The sequence below is a fragment of the Burkholderia sp. 28_3 genome (assembly GCF_003253915.1).
GTDB lineage: Bacteria > Pseudomonadota > Gammaproteobacteria > Burkholderiales > Burkholderiaceae > Burkholderia > Burkholderia cenocepacia.
On record NZ_QKZF01000011.1, the window covers coordinates 39401 to 61006 of the forward strand.

At 69.6% G+C, this 21606-nt stretch carries 27 protein-coding genes; 19 read left to right on the forward strand and 8 right to left on the reverse strand.

Features of this window, described 5'->3' with window-relative positions:
- Window positions 1-22 precede the first annotated feature (22 nt).
- The gene (locus tag DFS13_RS22310) at window positions 23-502 is read left to right on the forward strand and encodes a response regulator (RefSeq protein WP_058903682.1); all 480 of its coding nucleotides are present in this window, start codon (window positions 23-25) and stop codon (window positions 500-502) included.
- A 22-nt stretch (window positions 503-524) separates the two neighbouring features.
- Here DFS13_RS22310 and DFS13_RS22315 read toward each other — a convergent pair whose 3' ends face one another.
- A complete protein-coding gene (locus DFS13_RS22315; RefSeq protein ID WP_048987200.1) occupies window positions 525-1736 on the reverse strand; it encodes an MFS transporter in 1212 nt (403 codons plus the stop codon).
- A 35-nt stretch (window positions 1737-1771) separates the two neighbouring features.
- Window positions 1772-2038 (reverse strand): DUF4148 domain-containing protein, encoded by a 267-nt coding sequence (locus tag DFS13_RS22320; protein ID WP_006498344.1) that lies wholly within the window; start codon window positions 2036-2038, stop codon window positions 1772-1774.
- 195 nt (window positions 2039-2233) lie between these two features.
- Here DFS13_RS22320 and DFS13_RS22325 point away from each other — a divergent pair, with 195 nt between their 5' ends.
- The gene (locus DFS13_RS22325; RefSeq protein ID WP_006498343.1) at window positions 2234-3127 is read left to right on the forward strand and encodes a LysR family transcriptional regulator; all 894 of its coding nucleotides are present in this window, start codon (window positions 2234-2236) and stop codon (window positions 3125-3127) included.
- Between the two features lie 139 nt (window positions 3128-3266).
- On the opposite strand, the gene DFS13_RS22330 is transcribed toward DFS13_RS22325, so the two are convergent.
- The 3 genes from DFS13_RS22330 to DFS13_RS22340 form a co-directional block, all read right to left on the reverse strand.
- Window positions 3267-3749 (reverse strand): PRC-barrel domain-containing protein, encoded by a 483-nt coding sequence (locus DFS13_RS22330; protein ID WP_006498342.1) that lies wholly within the window; start codon window positions 3747-3749, stop codon window positions 3267-3269.
- A 92-nt stretch (window positions 3750-3841) separates the two neighbouring features.
- On the reverse strand, window positions 3842-4273 hold the full coding sequence (locus tag DFS13_RS22335) for a CBS domain-containing protein (RefSeq protein ID WP_058903681.1): 432 nt from the start codon (window positions 4271-4273) through the stop codon (window positions 3842-3844).
- A gap of 88 nt (window positions 4274-4361) precedes the next feature.
- Window positions 4362-4616 carry a hypothetical protein gene (locus tag DFS13_RS22340; protein ID WP_006498340.1) on the reverse strand — a complete coding sequence of 85 codons (255 nt, stop codon included), beginning with the start codon at window positions 4614-4616 and terminating at the stop codon, window positions 4362-4364.
- A 164-nt stretch (window positions 4617-4780) separates the two neighbouring features.
- Here DFS13_RS22340 and DFS13_RS22345 point away from each other — a divergent pair, with 164 nt between their 5' ends.
- From DFS13_RS22345 to ligD, 12 genes are all read left to right on the forward strand, one after another.
- Entirely contained in the window at window positions 4781-5083 is a 303-nt protein-coding gene (locus DFS13_RS22345; RefSeq protein ID WP_034203633.1) for a hypothetical protein, read from the forward strand.
- A gap of 195 nt (window positions 5084-5278) precedes the next feature.
- On the forward strand, window positions 5279-5521 hold the full coding sequence (locus DFS13_RS22350; protein ID WP_006498338.1) for a hypothetical protein: 243 nt from the start codon (window positions 5279-5281) through the stop codon (window positions 5519-5521).
- Entirely contained in the window at window positions 5518-5829 is a 312-nt protein-coding gene (locus tag DFS13_RS22355) for a hypothetical protein (RefSeq protein ID WP_006498337.1), read from the forward strand. The genes DFS13_RS22350 and DFS13_RS22355 overlap by 4 nt, the downstream gene beginning before the upstream one ends.
- 44 nt (window positions 5830-5873) lie before the next feature.
- Window positions 5874-6188, forward strand: coding sequence for a hypothetical protein (locus DFS13_RS22360; protein ID WP_034204037.1), 315 nt, complete (start codon window positions 5874-5876; stop codon window positions 6186-6188).
- Window positions 6189-6249: 61 nt separating this feature from the next.
- Window positions 6250-6759 (forward strand): DUF892 family protein, encoded by a 510-nt coding sequence (locus tag DFS13_RS22365; protein WP_060214454.1) that lies wholly within the window; start codon window positions 6250-6252, stop codon window positions 6757-6759.
- Window positions 6760-6989: 230 nt separating this feature from the next.
- Window positions 6990-8423: an RNA polymerase factor sigma-54 gene (locus DFS13_RS22370; protein WP_048987196.1), complete on the forward strand. Its 1434-nt coding sequence runs from the start codon at window positions 6990-6992 to the stop codon at window positions 8421-8423.
- Window positions 8424-8495: 72 nt separating this feature from the next.
- Window positions 8496-8684, forward strand: a complete 189-nt coding sequence (locus tag DFS13_RS22375) for a DUF3008 family protein (protein WP_006498333.1) — start codon at window positions 8496-8498, stop codon at window positions 8682-8684.
- 46 nt (window positions 8685-8730) lie between these two features.
- On the forward strand, window positions 8731-8892 hold the full coding sequence (locus DFS13_RS22380; RefSeq protein WP_006498332.1) for a DUF1328 family protein: 162 nt from the start codon (window positions 8731-8733) through the stop codon (window positions 8890-8892).
- The gene (locus DFS13_RS22385) at window positions 8889-9275 is read left to right on the forward strand and encodes a DUF3022 domain-containing protein (RefSeq protein WP_060214446.1); all 387 of its coding nucleotides are present in this window, start codon (window positions 8889-8891) and stop codon (window positions 9273-9275) included. Before DFS13_RS22380 ends, DFS13_RS22385 begins: the two co-directional genes overlap by 4 nt.
- Window positions 9276-9408: 133 nt before the next feature.
- The gene (katE, locus tag DFS13_RS22390; RefSeq protein WP_111442139.1) at window positions 9409-11523 is read left to right on the forward strand and encodes a catalase HPII; all 2115 of its coding nucleotides are present in this window, start codon (window positions 9409-9411) and stop codon (window positions 11521-11523) included.
- Window positions 11524-11595: 72 nt separating this feature from the next.
- Complete coding sequence (locus tag DFS13_RS22395) at window positions 11596-12612, forward strand: Ku protein (protein ID WP_034203629.1); 1017 nt, start codon at window positions 11596-11598, stop codon at window positions 12610-12612.
- A 78-nt stretch (window positions 12613-12690) separates the two neighbouring features.
- The gene (ligD, locus tag DFS13_RS22400) at window positions 12691-15477 is read left to right on the forward strand and encodes a DNA ligase D (RefSeq protein WP_111442140.1); all 2787 of its coding nucleotides are present in this window, start codon (window positions 12691-12693) and stop codon (window positions 15475-15477) included.
- Between the two features lie 4 nt (window positions 15478-15481).
- Here the strand turns inward: ligD and DFS13_RS22405 are convergent, their stop codons facing one another.
- Together DFS13_RS22405 and DFS13_RS22410 are read right to left on the reverse strand one after the other, a co-directional pair.
- Window positions 15482-16804, reverse strand: coding sequence for a sodium:proton antiporter (locus DFS13_RS22405; protein WP_109343093.1), 1323 nt, complete (start codon window positions 16802-16804; stop codon window positions 15482-15484).
- 42 nt (window positions 16805-16846) lie between these two features.
- Window positions 16847-17215, reverse strand: coding sequence for a DUF3175 domain-containing protein (locus tag DFS13_RS22410; RefSeq protein WP_006498326.1), 369 nt, complete (start codon window positions 17213-17215; stop codon window positions 16847-16849).
- Window positions 17216-17373: 158 nt separating this feature from the next.
- Between DFS13_RS22410 and DFS13_RS22415 the strand changes: the two genes are divergently transcribed.
- The 5 genes from DFS13_RS22415 (at window position 17374) to DFS13_RS22435 (ending at window position 19925) form a co-directional block, all read left to right on the forward strand.
- Window positions 17374-17823, forward strand: a complete 450-nt coding sequence (locus DFS13_RS22415; RefSeq protein ID WP_034203626.1) for a hypothetical protein — start codon at window positions 17374-17376, stop codon at window positions 17821-17823.
- Between the two features lie 86 nt (window positions 17824-17909).
- Window positions 17910-18275: a DUF3022 domain-containing protein gene (locus DFS13_RS22420; RefSeq protein ID WP_006498323.1), complete on the forward strand. Its 366-nt coding sequence runs from the start codon at window positions 17910-17912 to the stop codon at window positions 18273-18275.
- Window positions 18276-18536: 261 nt separating this feature from the next.
- Window positions 18537-19085: a type 1 glutamine amidotransferase domain-containing protein gene (locus DFS13_RS22425; protein ID WP_034203625.1), complete on the forward strand. Its 549-nt coding sequence runs from the start codon at window positions 18537-18539 to the stop codon at window positions 19083-19085.
- A 4-nt stretch (window positions 19086-19089) separates the two neighbouring features.
- Complete coding sequence (locus DFS13_RS22430) at window positions 19090-19419, forward strand: DUF1488 domain-containing protein (protein WP_111442141.1); 330 nt, start codon at window positions 19090-19092, stop codon at window positions 19417-19419.
- Between the two features lie 260 nt (window positions 19420-19679).
- The gene (locus tag DFS13_RS22435; protein ID WP_006498320.1) at window positions 19680-19925 is read left to right on the forward strand and encodes a hypothetical protein; all 246 of its coding nucleotides are present in this window, start codon (window positions 19680-19682) and stop codon (window positions 19923-19925) included.
- A 22-nt stretch (window positions 19926-19947) separates the two neighbouring features.
- Here DFS13_RS22435 and DFS13_RS22440 read toward each other — a convergent pair whose 3' ends face one another.
- Window positions 19948-21198: a phosphatidylserine decarboxylase family protein gene (locus DFS13_RS22440; protein WP_058903961.1), complete on the reverse strand. Its 1251-nt coding sequence runs from the start codon at window positions 21196-21198 to the stop codon at window positions 19948-19950.
- Window positions 21199-21606: the final 408 nt, after the last annotated feature.

Consider the following 21606-nt stretch of genomic DNA (forward strand, 5'->3'; position numbering starts at 1 on the left):
GTCCAACGACAGGAGAAGCACGATGCAACCCGATCCCGGCGACGATCCGGCCGCCGACGACGTGCTGCTGTGGCGCGCCCCCGACAGCGTGCCGCGCCGCCCGCGCCGCGTGCTGGTCGTCGACGATTATCGCGATGCGGCGGATGCGCTGCGCCTGCTGCTCGAGGCGCGCGGCTTCGAGTGCCGGGTCGCCGACGATCCGTTCGCCGTGTGCGACGTCGCGCGCGACTGGCAGCCGTTCGCGGTGGTGCTCGACATCGCGATGCCGGGCCTCGACGGGTTGCAGCTCGCGACGCTGCTACGGCGCGATCCGCGAACGTCGGACATGCTACTGGTCGCGTGCAGCGGGCTCGCATCGCGGCGCGATTGCGAACGGGCGAAGGAAGCCGGCTTCGACGCGCACTGCGCGAAGCCGTTGACGCCGCACCGGCTGCTGGGCTACCTCGAATCGGCGAGCGGCGGTGCTGCGAAGCCGGACGGGGACGTTACACGACCCTTGTAAAAAGGCTGGCGGGCGCGGCCGGTCAGGCGTCGGTGCGCTGCGTGGCCCCGGCCGTCGACCGCCCCGCCGCGATGGCCAGCGCGCTGGCGATGACGAGCAGCGCGGCGCTCAGCGCGAAGGTCGCGCGGTAGCCGCGCAGGTCGAACAGCAGGCCGCCCGTCGTCGCGCCGAGCGTGATCGCCAACTGCACGACCGCCACCATCAGCCCACCGCCGGCCTCCGCGTCGTGCGGCAACGTGCGTGCGAGCCAGGTCCACCAGCCGACCGGCGCCGCCGTGCCGAGCAGGCCCCACAGCGCGAGCAGGCACGCGGTGGCCGCCGTCGACGCGCCGAAGCCCGTCAGCGCGACCGCGATCGCGGCCATCAGCAGCGGCGTGGCGACGAGCGTCCGGTACAGCCCGTATTTCAGCACGCCGCCGATCAGCGCGGTGCCCGCGACGCCCGCGATGCCGATCACGAGCAGCATCAGCGACAGCGTGGTCGTGCCCGCATGCGTGGCGGTTTCGAGAAATGGGCGCAGGTAGGTGAACAGCGCGAACTGTCCCATGAAGAACACGCCGACCGCGGCTAGGCCGTACGCGACTGGCCGCCGGGCCAGCAGCGTCGCCGCGCCGACGTGCGTGCGCTGCGGCGCGGACGGCATCGACGGCAGGCTGACGAGCTTCCAGCCGAGCGCGAGCGTGGCGACCGGCACGATGCAGAAGAACGCCCAGCGCCAGCCGACGATCGCGCCGAGGAAGCTGCCGAGCGGAGCGGCCACGACGGTCGCGAGTGCATTGCCGCCATTCACGATCGCCAGCGCGCGCGGCACCTGCCGATCGGGCACGAGGCGCATCGCGGTCGCGGCGGACATCGACCAGAAGCCGCCGATCGCCACGCCGATCAGCGCGCGGCCCGCGATGAACGCCGCATAGTTCGGCGCGAACGCGACGACCGTGCCGGACACGATCGTCAGCAGCGTCAGCGACAGCAGCAAGCGCTTGCGATCGCAGCGGCGAGCGAGCGACGCGATCAGCAGGCTCGTCACGAGCGCGAACGCGCCGGACACGGAGATCGCCTGGCCGGCCTGCCCTTCGCTGACGTGCAGGTCGCCCGCGATCGGCGTGAGCAGGCTGACCGGCATGAATTCGGACGCGACCAGCGCGAACGCGCCGAGCGACATCGCGAGCACGGCGCCCCACGCGGCGGGATGGCCCGGCGCGGCGTGGCACTCGGGGGTGGAAACGGATTGCATCATGGAAATTCGGGCGGAAGGTGTCGGACGCGAGCTCAGTCGCAATGCGCGGCGGCGTCGCGGCCGGCCAGATGCGTGCGCGCGTCGTCGTTGCGCGCGGCCTGCACGTTGGCGGCGGCCTGCGCGTCGTCGACCCACGTACGCGGATTCATGCGGGCGGGATTGAAACCGGCGGCCGCGTAGCGAGCCATGTCCTCGCGAACCTGCTCGCGTGTGAGGCCCGGCGCGGATTGCGCGAACAGCGGGGTCGATGCGACGAGCGCGGCGAAGGCGGTAATGGCGCTGAGACGGGAGGTATTCATGGTGGGTCTGGTTCCGGAAAGCGGGTGGCCGACGCGTCGGGCTGAAGCGCGATGTGACGGATCGATGGCTTCGCAGTCTAGCGGGCCGTCCGGCATCGATTAAGTAGTGCGGCACGCTTGGACTTATTAGCTGGATAGATGAATCGCCACCGACGGTGCTACGATTGGCGTTCATCCCGACCGGAGCTTTTCGACATGGCGCGCGAAAATTTCAACGACCTGCTCGTCTTTCTCGCGGTGGCCCGCGATCGCAGCTTCACGCGCGCGGCCGCGCGGCTCGGCGTGTCGCAGTCGGCGCTGAGCCAGACCGTGCGCGATTTCGAAACCCGGCTCGGCGTGCGGCTGCTGGCGCGCACGACGCGCAGCGTGTCGACGACCGAGGCCGGCGAAGCGCTGTTCCGCGCGGTCGCGCCGCGCATCGACGAGATTTCGGCGCAACTCGACGCGCTGTCCGATTTCAGGGACAAACCGGCCGGCGTGGTGCGCATCACGGCCACCGAGCATCCGATCGACACGGTCATCTGGCCGAAGCTGCGCAACGTGCTGCCCGACTATCCGGACCTCCGCGTCGAACTGTCGGTCGACTACGGGCTGTCGAACATCGTGGAGGAGCGCTACGACATCGGGGTGCGGTACGGCGACCAGGTGGCGCAGGACATGATCGCAGTGCGCATCAGCCCCGACATCCCGATGGCGATGGTCGCGGCGCCGTCCTATCTCGACGGCCGCAAGCCGCCGAAGAAGCCGCAGGATCTGCTCGACCACGACTGCATCACGCTGCGGCTCGCGACCGCGAAGAGCATCTATGCGTGGGAATTGAAGAAGGGCAGGAACGCCATCCAGGCGCGCGTGAATGGCCGGATCACCTGCAATACGCAGCCGCATATGGTGCAGGCGGCGCTCGACGGTTTCGGCATCGCGTTCGTCGCCGAGGACGTCGCGCACGCGCATCTGCGCAGCGGCGCGTTGCGGATCGTGATGCCGGACTGGTGCCCGGTATTTCCCGGCTATCACGCGTACTATCCGAGCCGCCGCCAGGCGTCGCGCGCGTTTTCCGTCGTGATCGACGCGTTGCGGCATCGGTCGTAGCGCACCGGCACGGCGCCCACGCGGCGTCCATCGTCGCGGCGAGGACAAGAAAACGCCCCGCGGGGCGGGGCGTATCGAACCAATACGAAACGGCTGCGCAACCGCGGCGCCGGCGAACCGGCGCCGCCTCACGGTGCGGTCAGTGACGGCCGCGCGTGCGCGGATCGTCGAGGTCTTCGGTCGGGTCGGTCAACCCGAGCTCGTCGCCGGCACTCCAGTACGGCGTGCTGCCGTAGAACTCGTGCAGCGGCTCGGCCCATTGCGGATCGGCCATCGCCGGCCAGTGGTCCTTGTCGAACCCCGGCGCATTGCGAATCCGCTCGGACGATACCGACAGCAGGAAGCACTTGCGTTCGGTATCGAGCGTCAGCGCGCTCCACGGAATCGCGTGCAGCTTGTCGCCGATGCCGAGGATGCCGCCGCTCGACAGCACCGCATACGCGATGCGGCCGGAGCGCACGTCGAGCATGATGTCCTTGATCTTGCCGACATCGTCGCCGTCGGTCGTATAGACCTTATCGCCTTCCAGCGTATCGGCCGCCATCACGTCGGGACCGGGGCCGGCCGCCGTCGCGGCGCCCTTGCCGATGATGCGGGTCTGACCTTGATCGGGAGTCTGCATGGTTTCCTCCAGGCTGTGTGGGGCGCGACCGTGCCCGGGGCCGGGCCCTGCGGGTCGCGCGGGTGGGCGGGGCGAAGCGGAACACCGCTCCGTCACGTCTGCTTCGGTTGCGACACGCCTTCGAGCGTGTTCGCCACGTCGTCGCGCTCGGGGCTGGCCGTGCGCGTCGCGATGTCGGCGAGCGACAGCATGCCGACGAGCCGCTTGTCGTGATCGACGACGGGCAGCCGGCGCAGTTGCGCGTCGGCCATGTAGTGCTGGATCTCGTCCAGCGAATCGTCGTCGAAGCACCATTCGATCGGGCCGGACGCGACCTCGTGGATCCGCGTCTCCGGCGGCTTGCCGGCCGAGATCGCGCGCACCGCGAGATCGCGGTCCGTCACCATCCCGATCAGCCGGTTGTTGTCGCACACGGGCAGCGCGCCGATGTCGTAGCGCTCCATCAGTTGGGCGGCATGACGGATCGAGTCGGTCGGGGCGATCCGCACGACGTCCTGCGACATGATTTCGTTGACGCGATGCATGAAATTCTCCTTGCGGGTTGGGTGAAGCAATGTGCCGATGCGGTTGCTGCGATCCAGCAAACCGCATGCCGTGCGCGCGGCCGTCTCGTCACTCGGGGTCGCTTTCGCGCTTCTCCTGCCACGGCCCGTCGTCGTGCGTGCCGGGCGGCGTGTCGGGCTCGATGCGCGTGACGCCGCCGGTCGCGGGCGGGTCGCTGGCCGGAAACGTGTCCTCGAGCTGCTTGTCGATATGACGTTCCGAATGGCGCGTGCGCGTCTGGTCGTGCTCCTTCAGCGGCGGTTGCGGGTCGGGCTGCCGCTCGTGCGCCGGTGCGTCGTGGCCGTGCCGGGTCGAATCCTTCATGGCGGTGCTCCGTATCGGTGACGATGACCCGCCTGTGCCGCAACGGCCGTTCCCGGCGCGCATGGACGGCACGCGACTTGCCGCTGCGACCGCGACGACCATGACGACGATCACGACACGGCGCAACAGGAAGCCTGCTGCGCACATCGACGGGAGGCACGACGATGATTCCGAAACGACGACCAGGGGTGCGCTATGAGGTCAACGTATGCGGCGGCGGATTCGATTCGGTGAAGAGCCATTTCGATACGTGGAAGCACGAACCGCTGATCTACCGGCCCGAGCGCCGGATGTTCGAAGGCAAGGCCGACGTGCGGCCGCTCGGCGACGAGACGTTCGGCGCGACCGAGCCCGCCCGTTTCGCGTTGCAGCGGGCGTGCGAGCCGTCCGATCCGTACGCGCTCGCCGCGCGCGTGCGCGACGACGGCCGCGAGCTGTGGCTCGTGATGGCCGCGTACGACGCGTAGCGGCGTGCTTGCAAGATTTGCAGCGAACGGTGTAGCGAAGGCATGGCGCTTCGCGGCCAGCCGCGCGCCTGCGTGCCGATTCCCGCGCGCTCCCGCCGCGCGCACGACCGGCACGGAGGGCATGCGGCTTGCGAATCCACGGTGTGCGGCGCGCCGCGCCGATCCGTACCCGAACCCCGCAACGAGGGAACGCCGATGAAACACGACTCCGCGCAATGGCTGCAACGGCCCGAACCGCCGCTTCCCGACATCGAGCCGGACCCCGAGCCGCCCGATCCCGACGACGTGCCGCCGGACATGCCCGAACCGTATCGGGAACCGGAGGGCGATCCGCCCGGGCATGCGCCGCCGGAACGGGATCCGCCGTCGCGCGAGCCGCCCGTGCGGGCGCGGCCCGCCGGCGCGATGCCGCGGATGCGAACGGAGGGTCTGCAATGAGCATCCGCGTGAAACCCGGCCTGCTGCGCGACATCGCCGAGACGCTCGGCCGTCATTTCGAGGCGCGCGAGATTCCATTCCACGTCGAGGAACAGCCGGCCGGCGCATTGCATATCGGCTTTCGGGTCGACGGCCATCCGGCGTCGCTGACCGTGACGTTCGACGCTGACGCATTCGCCGCGCTCGAACGGGCCGACGTCGACCGGCAACGCGGCACGCTCACGCGCGTCGCGGCCGAATTCGACACGATGATGGCGCGCCGCGCACCGACCGCGTACGCGGGCGATTTCCATTTCAACCGGCTCTGAGCGGCGCTCGATGCGCCGGCCTGGAGCCCTCGATGGAGGATTCGATGAACACGATCCAGACGATACGCGTGGGCGCCTGTGCGTTCGCCGCCGCGTGCGCGCTGGGCGCATGCACGCAACCGACCGGCGGCACCTACGGCACGCGGGCGGCGCCGCCCGCGCCGCCGGACGGCCGCGGCGCGCAGTCGACCACGACGATGCCGGACGCGAATACGCGTTACGACACGCGTCCGTCGCCGGGCAACACGATGCCGAAGGACGCGAACGTCGGCGAACCGGCCGACGTGCCGCCGCCGGGCCCGAACGGCGCGCAGGGCGACCCGCCGCTGCCGGGCACGCCGCCGCCGATGCAGTACTGATGGCACGCGTCGCGGCGACGCGTCACGGCATGCCGCACTGCGATGCGGCCGGAGAAATGCGATGGCGAACCAGCACGAGCACCTCGAGGACTGGCTGCGCGATGCGTACGCGATGGAGCGCCAGGCCGAGACGATGATCGACGCGCAGTTGAAGCGCGTCGGTCATTATCCGCAGTTGCAGGACCGGCTGCGGCTGCATCTCGACGACACGCTCGGCCAGCAGGCGCTCGTCGAAGCGTGCCTGATGCGGCTCGGCACGTCGCCATCGGCGACCAAGGATCTCGCCGCCCGCGTCGCCGCATACGGGCAGATCGCGAGCGACATGCTGGCGGACGACGAAGTCGTGAAGACGGCGCTGGCCGGTTATGCGTTCGAGCAGCTGCAGATCGCCGCGTACACCGCGCTCGTCGCGGCGGCGCACGCAGCCGGCGAAGAGGAAATCCGCGCGTGCTGCGAGCGGATCCTGCAGCAGGAGCGCGACATGGCCGCGTGGTTGCTGCGCCATCTGCCGGCGTTGACGACCGCGTTCCTCGACCGTTCGGCGGTCGATCGCATCGATGCGAAGCGGTGACGGCGGGGCCGCCGGGCGGCAGCCTCGGCACGCATTTTCCCGCGAGCGAAATGCGTGCCCCAAACTTGCCCCCGGCTTGTAAAAAAGCGGCCTTGACGCGTGGCGAAGCGGGGTGCGAACCCGCGAGAGCCGCGACGGCTCGCGCTTCGCGCGGCTGGCACGGAAGCTGCGTAACGTCCGGTAGAAGAGGGTGAAAACATACCGCGAACCGAACCGTCAGGAGGCTTTCGATGCCCGTCTCGCTTGCGCTGCAGATGCGACAGCATCTGGCACTTACGCCGAGGCTTCAGCAGTCGCTGCGGCTGCTGCAGTTGTCCTCGCTCGAATTTCAACAGGAATTGCGCCAGGCGCTCGACATGAACCCGTTTCTCGAAGACGGCCAGGGCGACGAGGATACCGCTGCCGGAACGCCCGAGCAGCCGACCGAAGCCGCTGCGCCCGAAGCGGCGCCCGAGCGCGACGAAATCCGCCCGCCGGATGGCGAGGTGCCGTTTACCGCCGCACCCGCGCCGCGCGGCACGAGCCGTCAGGGTGACGACACCGACGGCCTGTCGCCCGGCGAATGGATCGCCGCCGAGCCGTCGCTGCATCAGCAACTGCACGATGCGCTGCGGCTCTATCCGCTCAACAAGCGCGACCGCGAAGCCGCGCGCCTCGTGATCGATGCGCTGGATGACGACGGCTACCTGCGTCAGGAACTGCCTGAACTGCTGGTCGCCGCCGATCCGGCCTGGCTGCTGTCGGAGCAGGATCTCGCGGTCGCGCTGCGGCTCGTGCAGATGCTCGACCGGCCGGGCATCGCGGCCCGCTCGCTGTCCGAATGCCTGGTGTTGCAGCTCGATGCGATTCCCGCCGGCACGCCGGCGCTCGCGGAAGCGAAAGCGATCGCGCGCGAACATCTGGAGCGCCTCGCGCGCCGCGAGACGGCCGAGATCCAGCGACGCCTCGGCTGCAATCAGCAGACGCTGCACGCGGCGTGCGCGCTGGTGCGCGGGCTCGATCCGCGCCCCGGCAATCACTACGGCAGCACGCGCGGCGACTACGTGGTGCCCGACGTGATCGTGCGCCAGGTGCGCGACGAGTGGATCGTCACGATCAACCCGGCCGTGCTGCCGCGCGCCCGCTTGCACGAGCGCTACGCGACGCTGTTCGCGCAGTCGAGCGGCGAGCGCGATTCGCCGCTCGGCCAGCAACTGCAGGAAGCACGCTGGCTGATCCGCAACGTGCAGAAGCGCTTCGACACGATCCAGCGCGTGGGCGAATGCATCGTCGCGCGGCAGCGCGATTTCTTCCGCTACGGCGAGATCGCGATGAAGCCGCTGGTGCTGCGCGACATCGCGGAAGAGCTCGACCTGCACGAATCGACGGTCTCGCGCGCGACCGGCAACAAGTACATGGCCACGCCGCACGGCACGTTCGAGTTCAAGCATTTCTTCCCGCGCAAGCTGGAAGCAGCCGGCAAGGGCGTGTGTTCGGCGTCGGCCGCGAAGGTGCTGATCCGCGACATGATCGCGGCCGAGCGGCAGACCGATCCGCTGTCCGATGTCGCGCTCGCGGAAAACCTTGCGGGCCGCGGCATTCTTCTTGCGCGTCGCACGGTGACCAAGTATCGCCAGGCGATGAAGATTCCGCCGGCCGATCTGCGGCGTCGCGACGCCGCGTGACGGCCCCACTGTTCCAACCACGCGCGTGCCGTCCGTCGCGTCGGCCCGCGCGCCAACGAGAGGAGCGCAATCATGCCAGCCAAATCCCAGGCCCAGCAGCGCGCCGCAGGCGCCGCGCTGTCGGCCAAGCGCGGTGACACGAAAATGAAGGACCTGAAACCGCCGTCGAAATCGATGGCCAAGTCGATGAGCGAGAAAGAGCTCGAGAAAATGGCTTCCACGCCCACGCACGGCAAACCGAAACACAAGCACGATGCGTGACCGGCGCCGACGTTTAGTGACGACCGCTGTCATCCAGGAGGGTTCCATGCTTCGATACGCCATCATCTTCTTCGTCATCGCGATCATTGCCGCCGTGTTCGGCTTCGGCGGCATCGCCGCCGGCGCGGCCGAAATCGCGAAGATCCTGTTCTACATCTTCGTCGTGATCTTCCTGGTCACGTTGCTGCTGGGCGTCGTGCGACGATGAGCGTGATGCCCGACCGGTCGCAGCGCGTCGCGGAACTCGAGCACGCGTTCGCGATCGGTTTTCCGTCGCAGTCGACCGTCGTCGTGCATGCGGACGACGCATCCGGGCGACTGACGATCCATGTGTCGTGGGTGCGCGTGCCGTCCGACGAGGACGCGCGCGAATGGCGCTGCACGGTCGACATGCGCTTCGATGCGGACGTGATCGAGCGTTACACGGTGCTCGACACGGCCGACCGGCTGCGCGTGCGTACGCAGCTGTGCGACCGTGCGCGGCGTGCGGTGGACGAGCACAAGCCGCGCGTCGAGGACGCCGCGATCGAATGCAGCGTGACGCTCGACGTGACGGCCGCCGAATTCGAAGCGGCGCTGCGCGCGCCCTGACGTCGCCGCCGGCCCCGCCGCCGTTCGCGGCGCGTCGGGCCGGCTTTTCCTGCCGTCCGCACGCGCGTGCCGCGGCGCGCCGCGTCGGCGCGTGCTGCGGCGGCCCATCCGAATGCCACGAGGACCGATAGCGATGACGAATCCCCCATCCGCCGGCAAGACGCCACCCACGCAGCCGACGCAGCCGCCCGACAGCGCGAAATCCCGCCAGCTCGAACAGAACCGGGCGCGGCCCGACGGCGAAGCGCTGCGCACCAACCAGGGCGTGCGGATCGCCGACAACCAGAACACGCTGCGCGGCGGCGCGCGCGGCCCGTCGCTGCTCGAAGACTTCATCATGCGCGAGAAGATCACGCATTTCGATCACGAGCGCATTCCGGAGCGGGTGGTGCACGCACGCGGCTCGGCCGCGCACGGCGTGTTCCGCGTGTACGAGCCGATGGCCGACTACACGAAGGCCGCGTTCCTGCAGGACCCGGCCGCCGAAACGCCGGTGTACGTGCGGTTCTCGACCGTGCAGGGGCCGCGCGGGTCGGCCGACACCGTGCGCGACGTGCGCGGCTTCGCGGTGAAGTTCTATACCGAAGAAGGCAACTACGATCTCGTCGGCAACAACATGCCGGTGTTCTTCATTCAGGACGCGATCAAGTTTCCCGACTTCGTGCACGCGGTGAAGCCGGAGGCGCCGAACGAGATGCCGACCGGCGCGTCCGCGCACGACACGTTCTGGGATTTCGTGTCGCTGGTGCCGGAAACCACGCACATGGTGCTGTGGCTGATGTCGGACCGCGCGCTGCCGGCAAGCTATCGCGCGATGGACGGCTTCGGCGTGCATACGTTCCGTTTCGTGAACGCGGCCGGCGTCGAGCGTTTCGTGAAATTCCACTGGCGGCCCGTGAGCGGCGCGTATTCGCTGCTGTGGGACGAGGCGCAGCGGATCGCCGGCCACGATCCGGATTTCAACCGGCGCGACCTGTGGACGGCGATCGAGCGCGGCGACTATCCGGAGTTCGAACTCGGCGTGCAGATGATCGATCCGGCCGATGCGGACACATTCGACTTCGACCTGCTGGATCCGACCAAGCTCGTGCCGGAAGAGCTCGTACCGGTGCGGCCGATCGGCCGGATGACGCTGAACCGTAACCCCGACAACTTCTTCGCGGAGACTGAACAAGTCGCGTTTCACCCGGGCCACGTGGTGCCGGGCATCGACTTCACGAACGATCCGCTGCTGCAGGGGCGGCTGTTCTCGTACACCGATACGCAGTTGAGCCGGCTTGGCGGACCGAATTTCCACGAGATCCCGATCAATCGGCCGGTGTGCCCGTTCGCGAACAACCAGCGCGACGCGCTGCACCGGCAGACGATCAACGTCGGCCAGGCGTCGTACGAGCCGAACTCGACGAGCGGCGGCTGGCCGCGCGAGACGCCGCCCGCGCCTGCCGGCGGCGGGTTCGAGACCGTGCCCGAGCCGCTCGAAGGCCACAAGGTGCGCGTGCGCAGCGAATCGTTCGCCGACCATTTCTCGCAGGCCGCGCTGTTCTACCAGAGCATGACGGACATCGAGCAGCGGCATATCCGCGACGCGTACTGCTTCGAACTCGGCAAGGTGACGCAGCCGCATATTCGCGAGCGGGTGGTCAACGAGATCATCGCGCGCTTCGACGCGGGGCTCGCCGCGCAGGTCGCCGAACGGCTCGGGCTGCCCGCGCCGCAGGCGGCCGCGACGCCGGCCGTGCCGCAACGCTCGCCCGCGCTGAGCCTGATCGGCCGCGCGAAGCCCGGCATCCGCTCGCGCAAGATCGCGCTGATCGCGACGCCCGGCGTGAACCCGGTGCTGGTCGAACAGGTGCGCGACGCGCTGAAGGCCGCGCACGCGGTGCCGACGATCGTCGCGCCGACACTCGCGCCGATCGGCGGCATCGTGCCGGAGGCGACGCTCGTCGGCATGCCGTCGGTGATGTTCGACGCGGTGTTCGTGTGCGGCGGCGACGGCGATGGCCGCGATCTCGCGCACAGCGCCGACGCCCGCCATTTCGTGCGCGAGGCGTTCAAGCACCTGAAGCCGATCGCGGCGGTCGGGTCGGGCCGGCAACTGCTCAGCGCCGCCCATCTGCCGGACCCGGCCGAAGGCGTGTGCGTCGGCCAGCCCGTCGATCTCGACAAGGTGCTGAACACGCTGTCCGACCACCTCGGCCAGCATCGCGTGTGGGCGCGCGAACAGCAGGCGGCGGAGCTGCCGGCATAGGGCCGACAGCGGCGCGCGCCGTACGGCGCGCCCGCCCGCGGGCGGGCGCGCATTCGGCAAGGAGGAACACGCATGGCACCGCGGATGATTTGGAAAGGCGCGATCAGCTTCGGGCTCGTGCACGTGCCCGTGCAGCTGTTTCCGGCGACGCGCACCGTGAAGCCGTCGTTCCGGATGCTCGACAAGCGCTCGATGGACCCGATCGGCTATCGGCAGATCAACAAGCGCACCGGCAAGGAGGTCACGCGCGAGGACATCGTGCGCGGCTACGAGTACGAGAAGGAGCGCTACGTCGTGCTCACCGACGACGAAATCCGCGCGGCGAACCCGGAATCGACGCAGACCGTCGACATCCTGACCTTCGTCGACGAGGACGCCGTGTCGTTCCTCTATCTCGACACGCCGTACTACCTGGTGCCGGACCGCAAGGGCGAGAAGGTCTATGCGCTGCTGCGCGACGCGCTGAAGGACAGCGGCAAGATCGGCATCGCGCTCGTGGTGATGCGCGACCGCCAGCATCTGGGCGCGCTGATCCCGGTCGGGCCGATGCTCGCGCTCGATACGTTGCGCTGGCAGGAGGAATTGCGGCCGCTCGACGAGCTGTCGGTGCCGGCCGACGACGCGAAGGGCGCGGGCGTCACCGCGCGCGAGCTGGGGATGGCGAAGAAGCTGATCGACGACATGTCGGGCAAATGGACCCCCGACGAATATCACGACACGTTCCGCGACGACATCCTCGAACTGGTCGAGCGCAAGGTGCGCGCCGGCAAGATCGAGGAGATCGAGGACCGGCCCGCGCAGACCGGCCGCGCGGCGAGCAACGTGGTCGATCTCACCGAGTTGCTGAAGCGCAGCCTGAAGGGCGGCGCCGGCGCACGCGCGGCGGATCTGCGCGAGGCGCGCGACGAAGCGGAGGACGAGGCGTCGTCGTCGTCATCGCGGAGCGGCGCGCGCCGCAAGCCGGCGGCGAAGTCCGCATCGAAAGGCGCCGCGACGAAAACCGCGGCGAAGCGGACTGCAGCGAAACGCGGCGCGGCGAGCGACCCTGCGGCGAAGAAGACCGCCGCGCGCCGCAAGCACGCGGCATGACGCCGATGACGCCGATGACGCCGACTCCGATTTCGACTTCGACTTCGACTCCGACTCCGACTCCGACGAGGTGACGCGATGGCCGGCAAGCTCGATCCGTATCGCCGCAAGCGCCATTTCGGCGCGACGCCCGAGCCCGAAGGCGCGCACGGCAAGCGTCGCGCGAAGGCGCAGACGAAAGCGGGGACGCAGCCAAACGCGAAGCCTGCCGCACGCGCAGGCCATCCGCTGCGCTTCGTGATCCAGGAGCACCACGCGCGCCGGCTGCACTACGATTTCCGGCTCGAACTCGACGGCACGCTGAAGTCGTGGGCCGTGCCGAAGGGGCCGAGCTTCGATCCGCAGGTGAAGCGGCTCGCCGTGCACGTCGAGGATCATCCGCTCGAATACGCGTCGTTCGAAGGCGAGATTCCGGCCGGGCATTACGGTGCGGGGTCGGTCGTCGTGTGGGACGAAGGTACGTGGACGCCCGATGGCGGCATCGCGCATGCGCGCGAAGGCTATCGGGCCGGCAAGCTGACGTTCCGGCTCGACGGCGAGAAGCTGCACGGCGGCTGGGCGCTCGTGCGCAGCGGACGGCAGGAGGGGCGTCAGGAGCAGTGGCTGCTGATCAAGGAGCGCGACGACGACGCGCGCAGCGCCGATGAATTCGACGTCGTCGGCGAGCGGCCGGGGAGTGTGCATGACGGTGCGTCCCACGGCGCGGCGCGCAAGCATGCTGCGCGGCGTCGCGGATCGAACAGCGCGGATGGCGCGAATGGCGATGCACGTGCCGCACGACGCGAAAGCCCCGAAAGCCCCGAAAGTCACGAAGGCCCGCGCCCCACCGAACCGTCGCAAGTCGAAGGCGCGGTGCGCGCGCCGCTGCCCGAGCGCGTCGCGCCGCAACTCGCGACGCTGGTCGATGCGCCGCCGACTCAGGGCGGCTGGTGCTACGAACTGAAGTTCGACGGCTATCGAATCCTCGCGCGCATTGCCGGGAAGGGCGCGCGCCGACGCGTCACGCTGATGACGCGCGAAGGCCGGGACTGGACCGCGAAGCTGCGCGCGCAGCGCGACGCGCTCGCGGCGCTCGACGTCGACGACGCGTGGCTCGACGGCGAGGCCGTCGTGCTCGGCGACAACGGCCTGCCGGATTTCCAGGCGCTGCAGAACGCGTTCGGCACGGACCGTTCGGACACGATCACTTTCTTCGTGTTCGATCTGCCTTATCTCGACGGCTACGACCTGCGCGACGCGCCGCTCACCGCCCGTCGCGCATTGCTCGAGCCGCTGCTCGCGAACTGCGACCCGGCGCGCGTGCGCTTTTCGCCCGATCTCGGCGAGGACATCGCATCGCTGATCGCGAGCGCCTGCGACACCGGCCTCGAAGGGCTGATCGGCAAGCGTGCGGAATCGCGCTACCGCGCCGGCCGTTCGCCCGCGTGGATCAAGCTCAAGTGCCGGCGCCGGCAGGAGTTCGTGATCGGCGGCTTTACGGAGCCGTCCGGCAGCCGGCACGGCTTCGGCGCGCTGCTGCTCGGCGTGCACGAACCGGCGCCGGCCGGCAAACGGCGACGCGGGCCGGGGCCGCTGCGCTACGTCGGCCGCGTCGGCACCGGCTTCGACGCGCGGATGCTCGACCGTCTCGCCGCGATCCTGCGCAAGCACGAGCGCGACACGATGCCGTTCGATGCGCCGCCGCGCGAACGCACGCGCACGCGCGTGCACTGGGTCGAGCCGACGCTCGTCGCCGAATGCGAATTCGCGGAATGGACCGGTGACGGCATCGTGCGGCAGGCCGCGTTCATCGCGTTGCGCGACGACAAGCCGGCGGAGCAGATCGTCCGCGAGATGCCGACACACACGGAAACGGAGGGGGCGATGGATCAGCGTTCGACTACGCAGGACAAGCCGCGGCGTGCATCGCGCACCGATCGTCACGCGAGCACGGGCCAGGCGCGCGGCGCGCGCGCCGGTGCCGATACCGGCGACGATACGATCGGCCGCGTGCGCATCACGCATCCCGAGCGCGTGCTCGATCCGCAAAGCGGCACGCGCAAGCTCGATCTCGCGCGGTACTGGCAATGGGTCGCGCCGTGGCTGTTGCCCGACCTGAAAGGCCGGCCCGTGTCGCTCGTGCGCGCACCCGGCGACATCGCCGGCGAACTGTTCTTCCAGAAGCACGCGGAACGCCGCGAGATTCCGTTCGTCACGCAGCACGAAGGGCTCGACCCGGGCCACGGGCCGCTGCTGTCGATCGACAGCGTCGACGCGCTGCTCGGCGCCGCGCAGATGGGCACGGTCGAGCTGCATACGTGGAACGCGCACGCGTCGAACATCGAGCGGCCCGACCGCATCGTGTTCGACCTCGATCCCGACCCGGCGCTGCCGTGGCGCACGATGATCGACGCCGCGCAGCTCGTGCGCGGGCTGCTCGACGAACTCGGGCTCGTATCGTTCTGCAAGACGAGCGGCGGCAAGGGGCTGCACGTCGTCGTGCCGCTCACGCGGCATGCGGGCTGGGACGACGTGAAGGACTTTTCGCGCGCGGTCGCGCAGCACGTCGCCGGCACGCTGCCCGACCGTTTCACCGCGACGATGGGGCCGCGCCACCGGCGCGGCAAGATCTTCGTCGACTATCTGCGCAACGGCCGCGGCGCGAGCACGATCACCGCGTATTCGGTGCGCGCGCGGCCCGGCATGGGCGTGTCGGTGCCGCTCGACTGGGACGAGGTGCCCGCGACGACCGGCGGCGCGCAATGGACGATCGACACGCTGCACGAACGGCTGGATACGCTGAAGCGCGACCCGTGGGAAGGCTATGCGAAGACGCGCCAGCGCATCACCGCGGCGATGCGCGCGCGGCTCGGCGCCGATGCGTGAGCCGTCAGCGCCGATGCTGCTGCAGCCGGTAATACCAGTTCATCAGCGGCGTCGCGGAAATCCCGTGCGCGACTACCGACGCGGACACCACCGCCAGCACCGGCGCCGCGAGCGGGCGCACGACGTCGGACGGTCCGTGCTCGAGCGCGAACAGCAGATAGTAGAACGAGCCGATCCCGCGAATGCCGAACCACGCCATCAGCCGCCGCTGCGCATGCGTCGCACGCGAGCCGGTCAGCGTGACCAGCACCGCGAGCGGGCGCACCGCGACGAACAGCACGGCGGCCAGCGCGACGGCGCCCCACGTGAGCAGCGGGCCGGGCAGCGTCGCGAGCACGCTGCCGACCATCGTCATCACGATCGCCTCGGCGATCCGTTCGAGCTCGATCGTGAAGCCGAGCACCGATTCGGCCATGAACGCATGCGCTTTCTCCGGATGCTTTTCGGTCGCGACGACGTCTTCCGAATCGATCTGGCCGATCACTTCGCGCGGCGGGCGGTCGCCGCTCGCGCGATGCTCGACGCGCCGCATCGCGACGCCGGCCGCGAACGTCGCGATGAAGCCGAACGTATGCGCGAGCTGCGCGGCGCCGAACGACAGCACGATCAGCGCGAGCGCGAAGAAACCTTCGAGGCCGAGCGCCTGCGCGTGCCGCGTGCGCAGCCAGCCGATCGTCTTCGTCGTGACCCAGCCGAGTCCGCCGCCGATCGCGGCCGCGCCCGCGATGCCCCACAGCGCGACCAGCGCGAACGTGCCGGACAGCGGCGGGATACCGTGCGTCGCGCCCGGTGCGCCGCACAGCGCGAGCCCCGCGAGCGCGAACGGCAGCGCGATGCCGTCGTTCATCCCGCCTTCGCCGGACAGCGCGAAGCGCACCAGGTCGCGATCGCCCGGATCGTGCACCTGCACGTCGTGCGCGAGCACGGGGTCGGTCGGCGCGAGGATCGCCGCGAGCAGCAGCGCGGGGCCCCAGCCCAGGCCCAGCGCGAGCACCGCGCAGACGGCGAGCAGCGGCACGGTGACGACCATCGCGAGCAGCCCGAGACGGCACGGCACGAGCCACAGCTTGTCGGACAGCGGCACGCGCAACCGCAGCCCGATCGCGAACAGCGACACGAGCAGCGCGACTTCGACGATCTCGCGCAGCAGGCGCCCGTCGCGTTCGAGGTCGAGATGCAGCAGGTCGGCGCCGGTCGGACCGAGCGCGACGCCGAGCACCAGATAGATCATGGCCGAGCTGCAGGGCAGGTGGCGCAGCGTGGACGTCACGACGCCCATGCCAAGCAGCACCGCGCCGATGATCAGATACCAGAGCGTTTCATGCATGCGTGTGATCGCAGCAGGGGGAGAGAGGCGGCGCGCCAGCCGTCAGGGCTTGCGGCCGAATGCCTCGCGCAGCTTCCGCTTCGCGCGTTCGAGCGTCGCGCGGCGTGTTTTCGGCAGGTTGCGGCCCGCGCGGTTCACGTAGAAGTTCAGCATCGACATCGCCGACTGGAACGGCGACGCCTTGCGGCGGCGGCTGTGTTCGGCCGAGCGCTTCAGCGACGCGGCGATCGCGGCCGGATCGTCGGATTTGAAGATGTCGGGCTCGATGTCGAGTGCATCGCTTTTTTGCGTGACTTCGCCGGACCAGCGCTTGCGGTGGGTCGGGTCGGCGCTGCGCGCGCGGCCGGGTCGGCGCGTGTGGCGTTTGCCGTGCGACTTGACGTGCGCGTGGGAAGCAGAAGCGGAAGGCATAAGGCAAGGGGCTCCGTATGGAATCACAGGACGGTCGTGCGAACACGGCGGACGCAAACCGCGTGCCGGGTCGCGAACGTGCCGACGACGGCATGGGCCTTGCTGAAAGACCGGAGCAGGAATTTCCATCAAGCGATCACCCACAGGGAGAAAACGCCATGAAATCAGCATTCGAATCGAAGTGTGTCGCGCGGCACGTGCTGGCGTGCGCAGCCGTCGCGATCGTCGCGGCCGCGCCGGCCGCATGGGCGCAGAACTCGCAGCGCTCGGACGAGGGCACCGGCGCGCCGAATCCGTCGATGGACATGTCGACGCCGGGCACCAACGGCAATACGACCGCGCCGCCTCCGCCGGCCGGCACGCAGCGGCATGGCGCGAAGCACGGCATGCGTTCGCACAGCGGGTCGGCCGGCCATGTGAAGCCGGGCGGTGGCCCGAACGGTGCGGGCGAAGGCGGTAGCGGCGCCACCGGCGGCGGGGTCGGCGGCGGGTCGGGCGGGGCCGGCGGCTCGGGCGGCACCGGCGCCGGCAACGGCGGTTCGGCCGGCTCGACGGGCACGGGCGGCGGCGGGGCCGGCGGCACGGGCGGCGGTTCCAGCGGTTATTGACGGTGTCGTGCCGGCGCGGCCGGCATGGCGCGATGGCGGCGCGGTTTCCCCGGGGCGGGCGCGCCGCCGCCACGCAGGAGGACATCATGCAATCGAATTCCCGGATTTTTGTGGACAACGACGAGATCGACGGCGATGCGAGCGACACGGACGATCTCGACACGACGGTCCACGTGGACGTCGAAACGGGCAGGGTCATGTTCCATGCGGCGTGGGCGAACGCCGTCGAAGCGCCGCCCGAGGCGGCCCGCCATTCGGTCGTGCTCGCGCTCGAATGCTCGACGATGGAACGCTACGCGGATCTCGACGAAGGCGCGCGGATGCGTGTCCACGCGATGCTGCATGACGCCGTGCAGCAGACGCTGGAACAGTTGCCCGATACCGACGAGAACCTGACGCTGACGGTCGAGCTGACCGACGCGATGCTCGACGCCGTGCGTCATCTGCAGTAATCGCACGGGATCGGCGCACGGCGTCGCGTTACATCCCGTTGAAATCTTTGCAGTAGCACAGGGCCCGGCGGCCGGGCAGCCCGCCGATCGCATTCGATTGCGGGTCGTTCCCCGGTGGCCGGAACGCATGCATCCGCGCCGGCACGTCCGCGCCGGCGGCTGCAGTCTGCGCGGCCGGAACGGCGCTTGCTGGGCGACCGACACGGCACGACGCGTGCCTTGTTCCTATTCCTTTCCACGGACCTTTCCACGGAGGCATCCATGAGCGGCAGGCTGGATCATTGCAAGGTAGCGATTCTCGCGGTCGACGGTTTCGAGGAAGCCGAGCTCGTCGAACCGCAGCGCGCGCTCGCGGCCGAAGGCGCGCAGGTGGACGTGATCTCGCAGAAGCAGGGCGAGATCCAGGGTTTCCGGCACGTCGACAAGGGCGAGCGCGTGAAGGTCGACCGCACGTTCGACGACGCGCGTGAAGGCGACTACGACGCGGTCGTGCTGCCGGGCGGTGTCATCAACGGCGACGCGATCCGGATGGTGCCGGCCGCGCGCGAATTCGTGACGGCGGCCGTCGGCGCCGGCAAGCCGATCGCGGCGATCTGCCACGGCGGCTGGCTGCTCGTGTCGGCCGGGCTGGTGGAGGGCAAGACGATGACGAGCTGGCCGAGCCTGCAGGACGACATCCGTCATGCGGGCGGCAAGTGGGTGGACGAGGAAGTCGTGCGCGACGGCAACCTGATCACGAGCCGCAAGCCGGCCGACCTGCCCGCGTTCAACGGTGCGCTGGTCGAGCGCCTCGCGTCGCGGGGGGCATGAGTCGATGTCGTCCGATTCCCCGCGCCCCGTGACGCTGACCGACGAACCGCCGACCTTCGACGGCGCGGCGCTGCAGTTGCGCTTCGTCGTCGAGGCCGACGGGGTGCCGCACACCTGCGCGATCACGGTCGAGGCGCTGGAAGATCATTTCGGTGCGAAGTCCGCGCTGGAGGCCGATCTGCGCGACGCGTTCGAAAACGGCCGCGCGCGTATCGAAGCCGCGTGCGCCGACGTGCTGGCGAGCGGCAATCACGACGTGGTGCTGCACAGCGGGTATTTCCGTGCGCCGGCCGGGCGGGCGCGGGCCGGGTTGTTTCGCTCGCGGCGGACGTGAGCGGAGAGCGTTTTCCGACACGTTCCTCGCACCTGGCGCCGGCCGTCGCCCGCCCTTACATGCCGTTGAAAACTTTGCAGCGGTTCACCCGCACCCCACGGTGCCACATCGCGCGGCGCGCGCACCGTACGGACACCGGCCGCATGGCGTCCCTTGGCACGGTCCCTGCATGCTCATACCGTCGCCGGCGCACGATTCGCGCCGCATGCCGATGCGACGCCGGTGTCGCATCGCGCGCAGCCGCCAACGGGGAAACGAGCATGCTGACCGCCCATGAATTCGCCGCGCTGTTCCTGGCGCATCACGCACCCGAACAGATCCAGATCGACCGCGACGACGTTCTCGCGCTCGTCGAACAACACCTGATCGTGCTGCAGCACGACGACGCGTCGGGCGCGCACCGACCCGCGTTGACCGCCGACGGACTGTCGGTCCTGCGGTGCGTGCAACGTCACGACGCCGCCGAATCCCATGGGATCGGCGTAAGCGACGCGGCCGACGCGTGACGCGCCGGCCCGCGCGCGCCGCTTACCGCGCGATCGCGACGGATGCGTTGACCTGCACGACCGGCGGCTCGCCGTCGAACGGCGGCGCGTACAGGAAGCGGTCGATCACGCCGGCCTCGAACAGCAGGCAGTAGGTCGAGCCGCCGAACTGGAAATAGCCGATCTCGTCGCCCTTGTCGACGCGCTGGCCCGGCACGACCTCGATCACGCACGACGACACGTCGCCCATCCCGACGAACACGGCCGCGACCGTCCCGATGCCGGGATCGTCGCAGGCGATCGCGACCACCGCGCGCGCGGCGACCGCCGTCATGTAGCCCTGCGAGTCGTTGAGGCCGGCTGGGTCGGGGCCTTCCGCTTCGGCGACCGAATAGTAGGCGCCGTCGACCCGATACGCATGCGTGACGACGCCGCGCACCGGCGCATGCCAGCGGTGATAGTTGTACGCACTGAGGTAGGCCTGGTAGACGTCGCCGCCGACGAAGCGCTCGGCGAGCGACAGCCATGCGGGCGTGAAGAGGTCGCGCAGCGAGTACGGCTGCGCCTTGATCCAGAACGTGTCGCGCAGCTTCACGTTGGTTTCGGTGTGATAGGGCGCGGCCTCGCACGCGCTGACGATCACGTGCGGATCGTCGGGCGCCGCCACCGGCCGCGCGCCGTCGCGAAAGCGCCGCGTGAAGAAGTCGTTCCACGAATCGAAGCCCCAGTGCGGCTGGTCCTCGCGATACTGGAACTGCGACAGCCCCAGGCGCTTGCGTGCCGCGTCGCAGAACCAGCCGTCGGGCGCGGCCGTGTCGAGATGCGCGCGCGAATGCGGGCCGCCGAGGAAATCGCACCATACGTTCAGCACGCGCTTCAACTGCGCGTTGACGGCCGCGTCGCGAAACACCGCGTGGCCCGACGGCATGCACATCGGCCAGTCGAAGAACGCGTTCAGCGGACACACGATCAGGCTTTCCTCGCTGAACGGCGGCGTGTAGGTCATCAGATGGTCGAGCACGGTCATCAGCTCGCCGATCGACGCATAGCCGAGCCGGTATCCCGCTTCGCGCGCCTCGTCGATCGCGCGGGTCAGGTTCATGCGCAGCACGGCGTTGTCGTCGAACAGCTGCGCGAGTTCCTGCACGGCGGGCGTACGCAGCCGGTCGCCGGCCTGCGCGCGCGCTTCGCTCGCGATTTTTTCGCGGAACGCGGCCATGTGCGCTTCCTCGCTGGCCATCCATCCGCCGAGGCGGCGGCGTGTGGCGGGCGGCGTGTTGCGATTCGTCGGCATCGTCACCTCCGGAACGGTTTCGGTCGAATCGGTGTAGCAAGACGCTTGCCCGGCGCCCGGCACCGAAATTGCTGCATGCGGGCGACCGGTTACTTTCGATGACACAGGAGAAAAGCATGGCTACAGCTTCGAACGCACGACAGACGAACGACGCGGGATCGACGGACGAAGGCCGCCGCAGCGGCCAGCGAACCGTGACGCCGACGCGCACGCGGAAACGCCCGCAGGCTGCGGGGCCGCGCGACGACGCGCGGCGAGTTGGGCGCGGTGATGGTCGCGCGAGCGGAAACGGGCCGGTAACGCCGAGCCGCGGGGAAGAGGCGGGGAAACCGCTGTGGGAGGACGACCGCGGCGAGATGCCGCCGGAAGAGTGGTCGTGAGTTGCCGACGCCCATCGTCGGGTGGCGC

What these genes read in the sequence shown, in the direction of transcription:
- DFS13_RS22345 (WP_034203633.1), top strand. Translation starts at nt 4,781, where the DNA reads ATGATTCCGAAACGACGACCAGGGGTGCGCTATGAGGTCAACGTATGC.
- DFS13_RS22340 (WP_006498340.1), bottom strand. Translation starts at nt 4,616, where the DNA reads ATGAAGGATTCGACCCGGCACGGCCACGACGCACCGGCGCACGAGCGG.
- DFS13_RS22395 (WP_034203629.1), top strand. Translation starts at nt 11,596, where the DNA reads ATGGCACCGCGGATGATTTGGAAAGGCGCGATCAGCTTCGGGCTCGTG.
- DFS13_RS22365 (WP_060214454.1), top strand. Translation starts at nt 6,250, where the DNA reads ATGGCGAACCAGCACGAGCACCTCGAGGACTGGCTGCGCGATGCGTAC.
- DFS13_RS22420 (WP_006498323.1), top strand. Translation starts at nt 17,910, where the DNA reads ATGCAATCGAATTCCCGGATTTTTGTGGACAACGACGAGATCGACGGC.
- DFS13_RS22425 (WP_034203625.1), top strand. Translation starts at nt 18,537, where the DNA reads ATGAGCGGCAGGCTGGATCATTGCAAGGTAGCGATTCTCGCGGTCGAC.
- DFS13_RS22320 (WP_006498344.1), bottom strand. Translation starts at nt 2,038, where the DNA reads ATGAATACCTCCCGTCTCAGCGCCATTACCGCCTTCGCCGCGCTCGTC.
- DFS13_RS22430 (WP_111442141.1), top strand. Translation starts at nt 19,090, where the DNA reads ATGTCGTCCGATTCCCCGCGCCCCGTGACGCTGACCGACGAACCGCCG.
- DFS13_RS22405 (WP_109343093.1), bottom strand. Translation starts at nt 16,804, where the DNA reads ATGCATGAAACGCTCTGGTATCTGATCATCGGCGCGGTGCTGCTTGGC.
- DFS13_RS22355 (WP_006498337.1), top strand. Translation starts at nt 5,518, where the DNA reads ATGAGCATCCGCGTGAAACCCGGCCTGCTGCGCGACATCGCCGAGACG.
- DFS13_RS22385 (WP_060214446.1), top strand. Translation starts at nt 8,889, where the DNA reads ATGAGCGTGATGCCCGACCGGTCGCAGCGCGTCGCGGAACTCGAGCAC.
- DFS13_RS22370 (WP_048987196.1), top strand. Translation starts at nt 6,990, where the DNA reads ATGCCCGTCTCGCTTGCGCTGCAGATGCGACAGCATCTGGCACTTACG.
- DFS13_RS22435 (WP_006498320.1), top strand. Translation starts at nt 19,680, where the DNA reads ATGCTGACCGCCCATGAATTCGCCGCGCTGTTCCTGGCGCATCACGCA.
- DFS13_RS22310 (WP_058903682.1), top strand. Translation starts at nt 23, where the DNA reads ATGCAACCCGATCCCGGCGACGATCCGGCCGCCGACGACGTGCTGCTG.
- DFS13_RS22360 (WP_034204037.1), top strand. Translation starts at nt 5,874, where the DNA reads ATGAACACGATCCAGACGATACGCGTGGGCGCCTGTGCGTTCGCCGCC.
- DFS13_RS22315 (WP_048987200.1), bottom strand. Translation starts at nt 1,736, where the DNA reads ATGCAATCCGTTTCCACCCCCGAGTGCCACGCCGCGCCGGGCCATCCC.
- DFS13_RS22440 (WP_058903961.1), bottom strand. Translation starts at nt 21,198, where the DNA reads ATGCCGACGAATCGCAACACGCCGCCCGCCACACGCCGCCGCCTCGGC.
- ligD (WP_111442140.1), top strand. Translation starts at nt 12,691, where the DNA reads ATGGCCGGCAAGCTCGATCCGTATCGCCGCAAGCGCCATTTCGGCGCG.
- DFS13_RS22350 (WP_006498338.1), top strand. Translation starts at nt 5,279, where the DNA reads ATGAAACACGACTCCGCGCAATGGCTGCAACGGCCCGAACCGCCGCTT.
- DFS13_RS22375 (WP_006498333.1), top strand. Translation starts at nt 8,496, where the DNA reads ATGCCAGCCAAATCCCAGGCCCAGCAGCGCGCCGCAGGCGCCGCGCTG.
- DFS13_RS22335 (WP_058903681.1), bottom strand. Translation starts at nt 4,273, where the DNA reads ATGCATCGCGTCAACGAAATCATGTCGCAGGACGTCGTGCGGATCGCC.
- DFS13_RS22415 (WP_034203626.1), top strand. Translation starts at nt 17,374, where the DNA reads ATGAAATCAGCATTCGAATCGAAGTGTGTCGCGCGGCACGTGCTGGCG.
- katE (WP_111442139.1), top strand. Translation starts at nt 9,409, where the DNA reads ATGACGAATCCCCCATCCGCCGGCAAGACGCCACCCACGCAGCCGACG.
- DFS13_RS22330 (WP_006498342.1), bottom strand. Translation starts at nt 3,749, where the DNA reads ATGCAGACTCCCGATCAAGGTCAGACCCGCATCATCGGCAAGGGCGCC.
- DFS13_RS22380 (WP_006498332.1), top strand. Translation starts at nt 8,731, where the DNA reads ATGCTTCGATACGCCATCATCTTCTTCGTCATCGCGATCATTGCCGCC.
- DFS13_RS22410 (WP_006498326.1), bottom strand. Translation starts at nt 17,215, where the DNA reads ATGCCTTCCGCTTCTGCTTCCCACGCGCACGTCAAGTCGCACGGCAAA.
- DFS13_RS22325 (WP_006498343.1), top strand. Translation starts at nt 2,234, where the DNA reads ATGGCGCGCGAAAATTTCAACGACCTGCTCGTCTTTCTCGCGGTGGCC.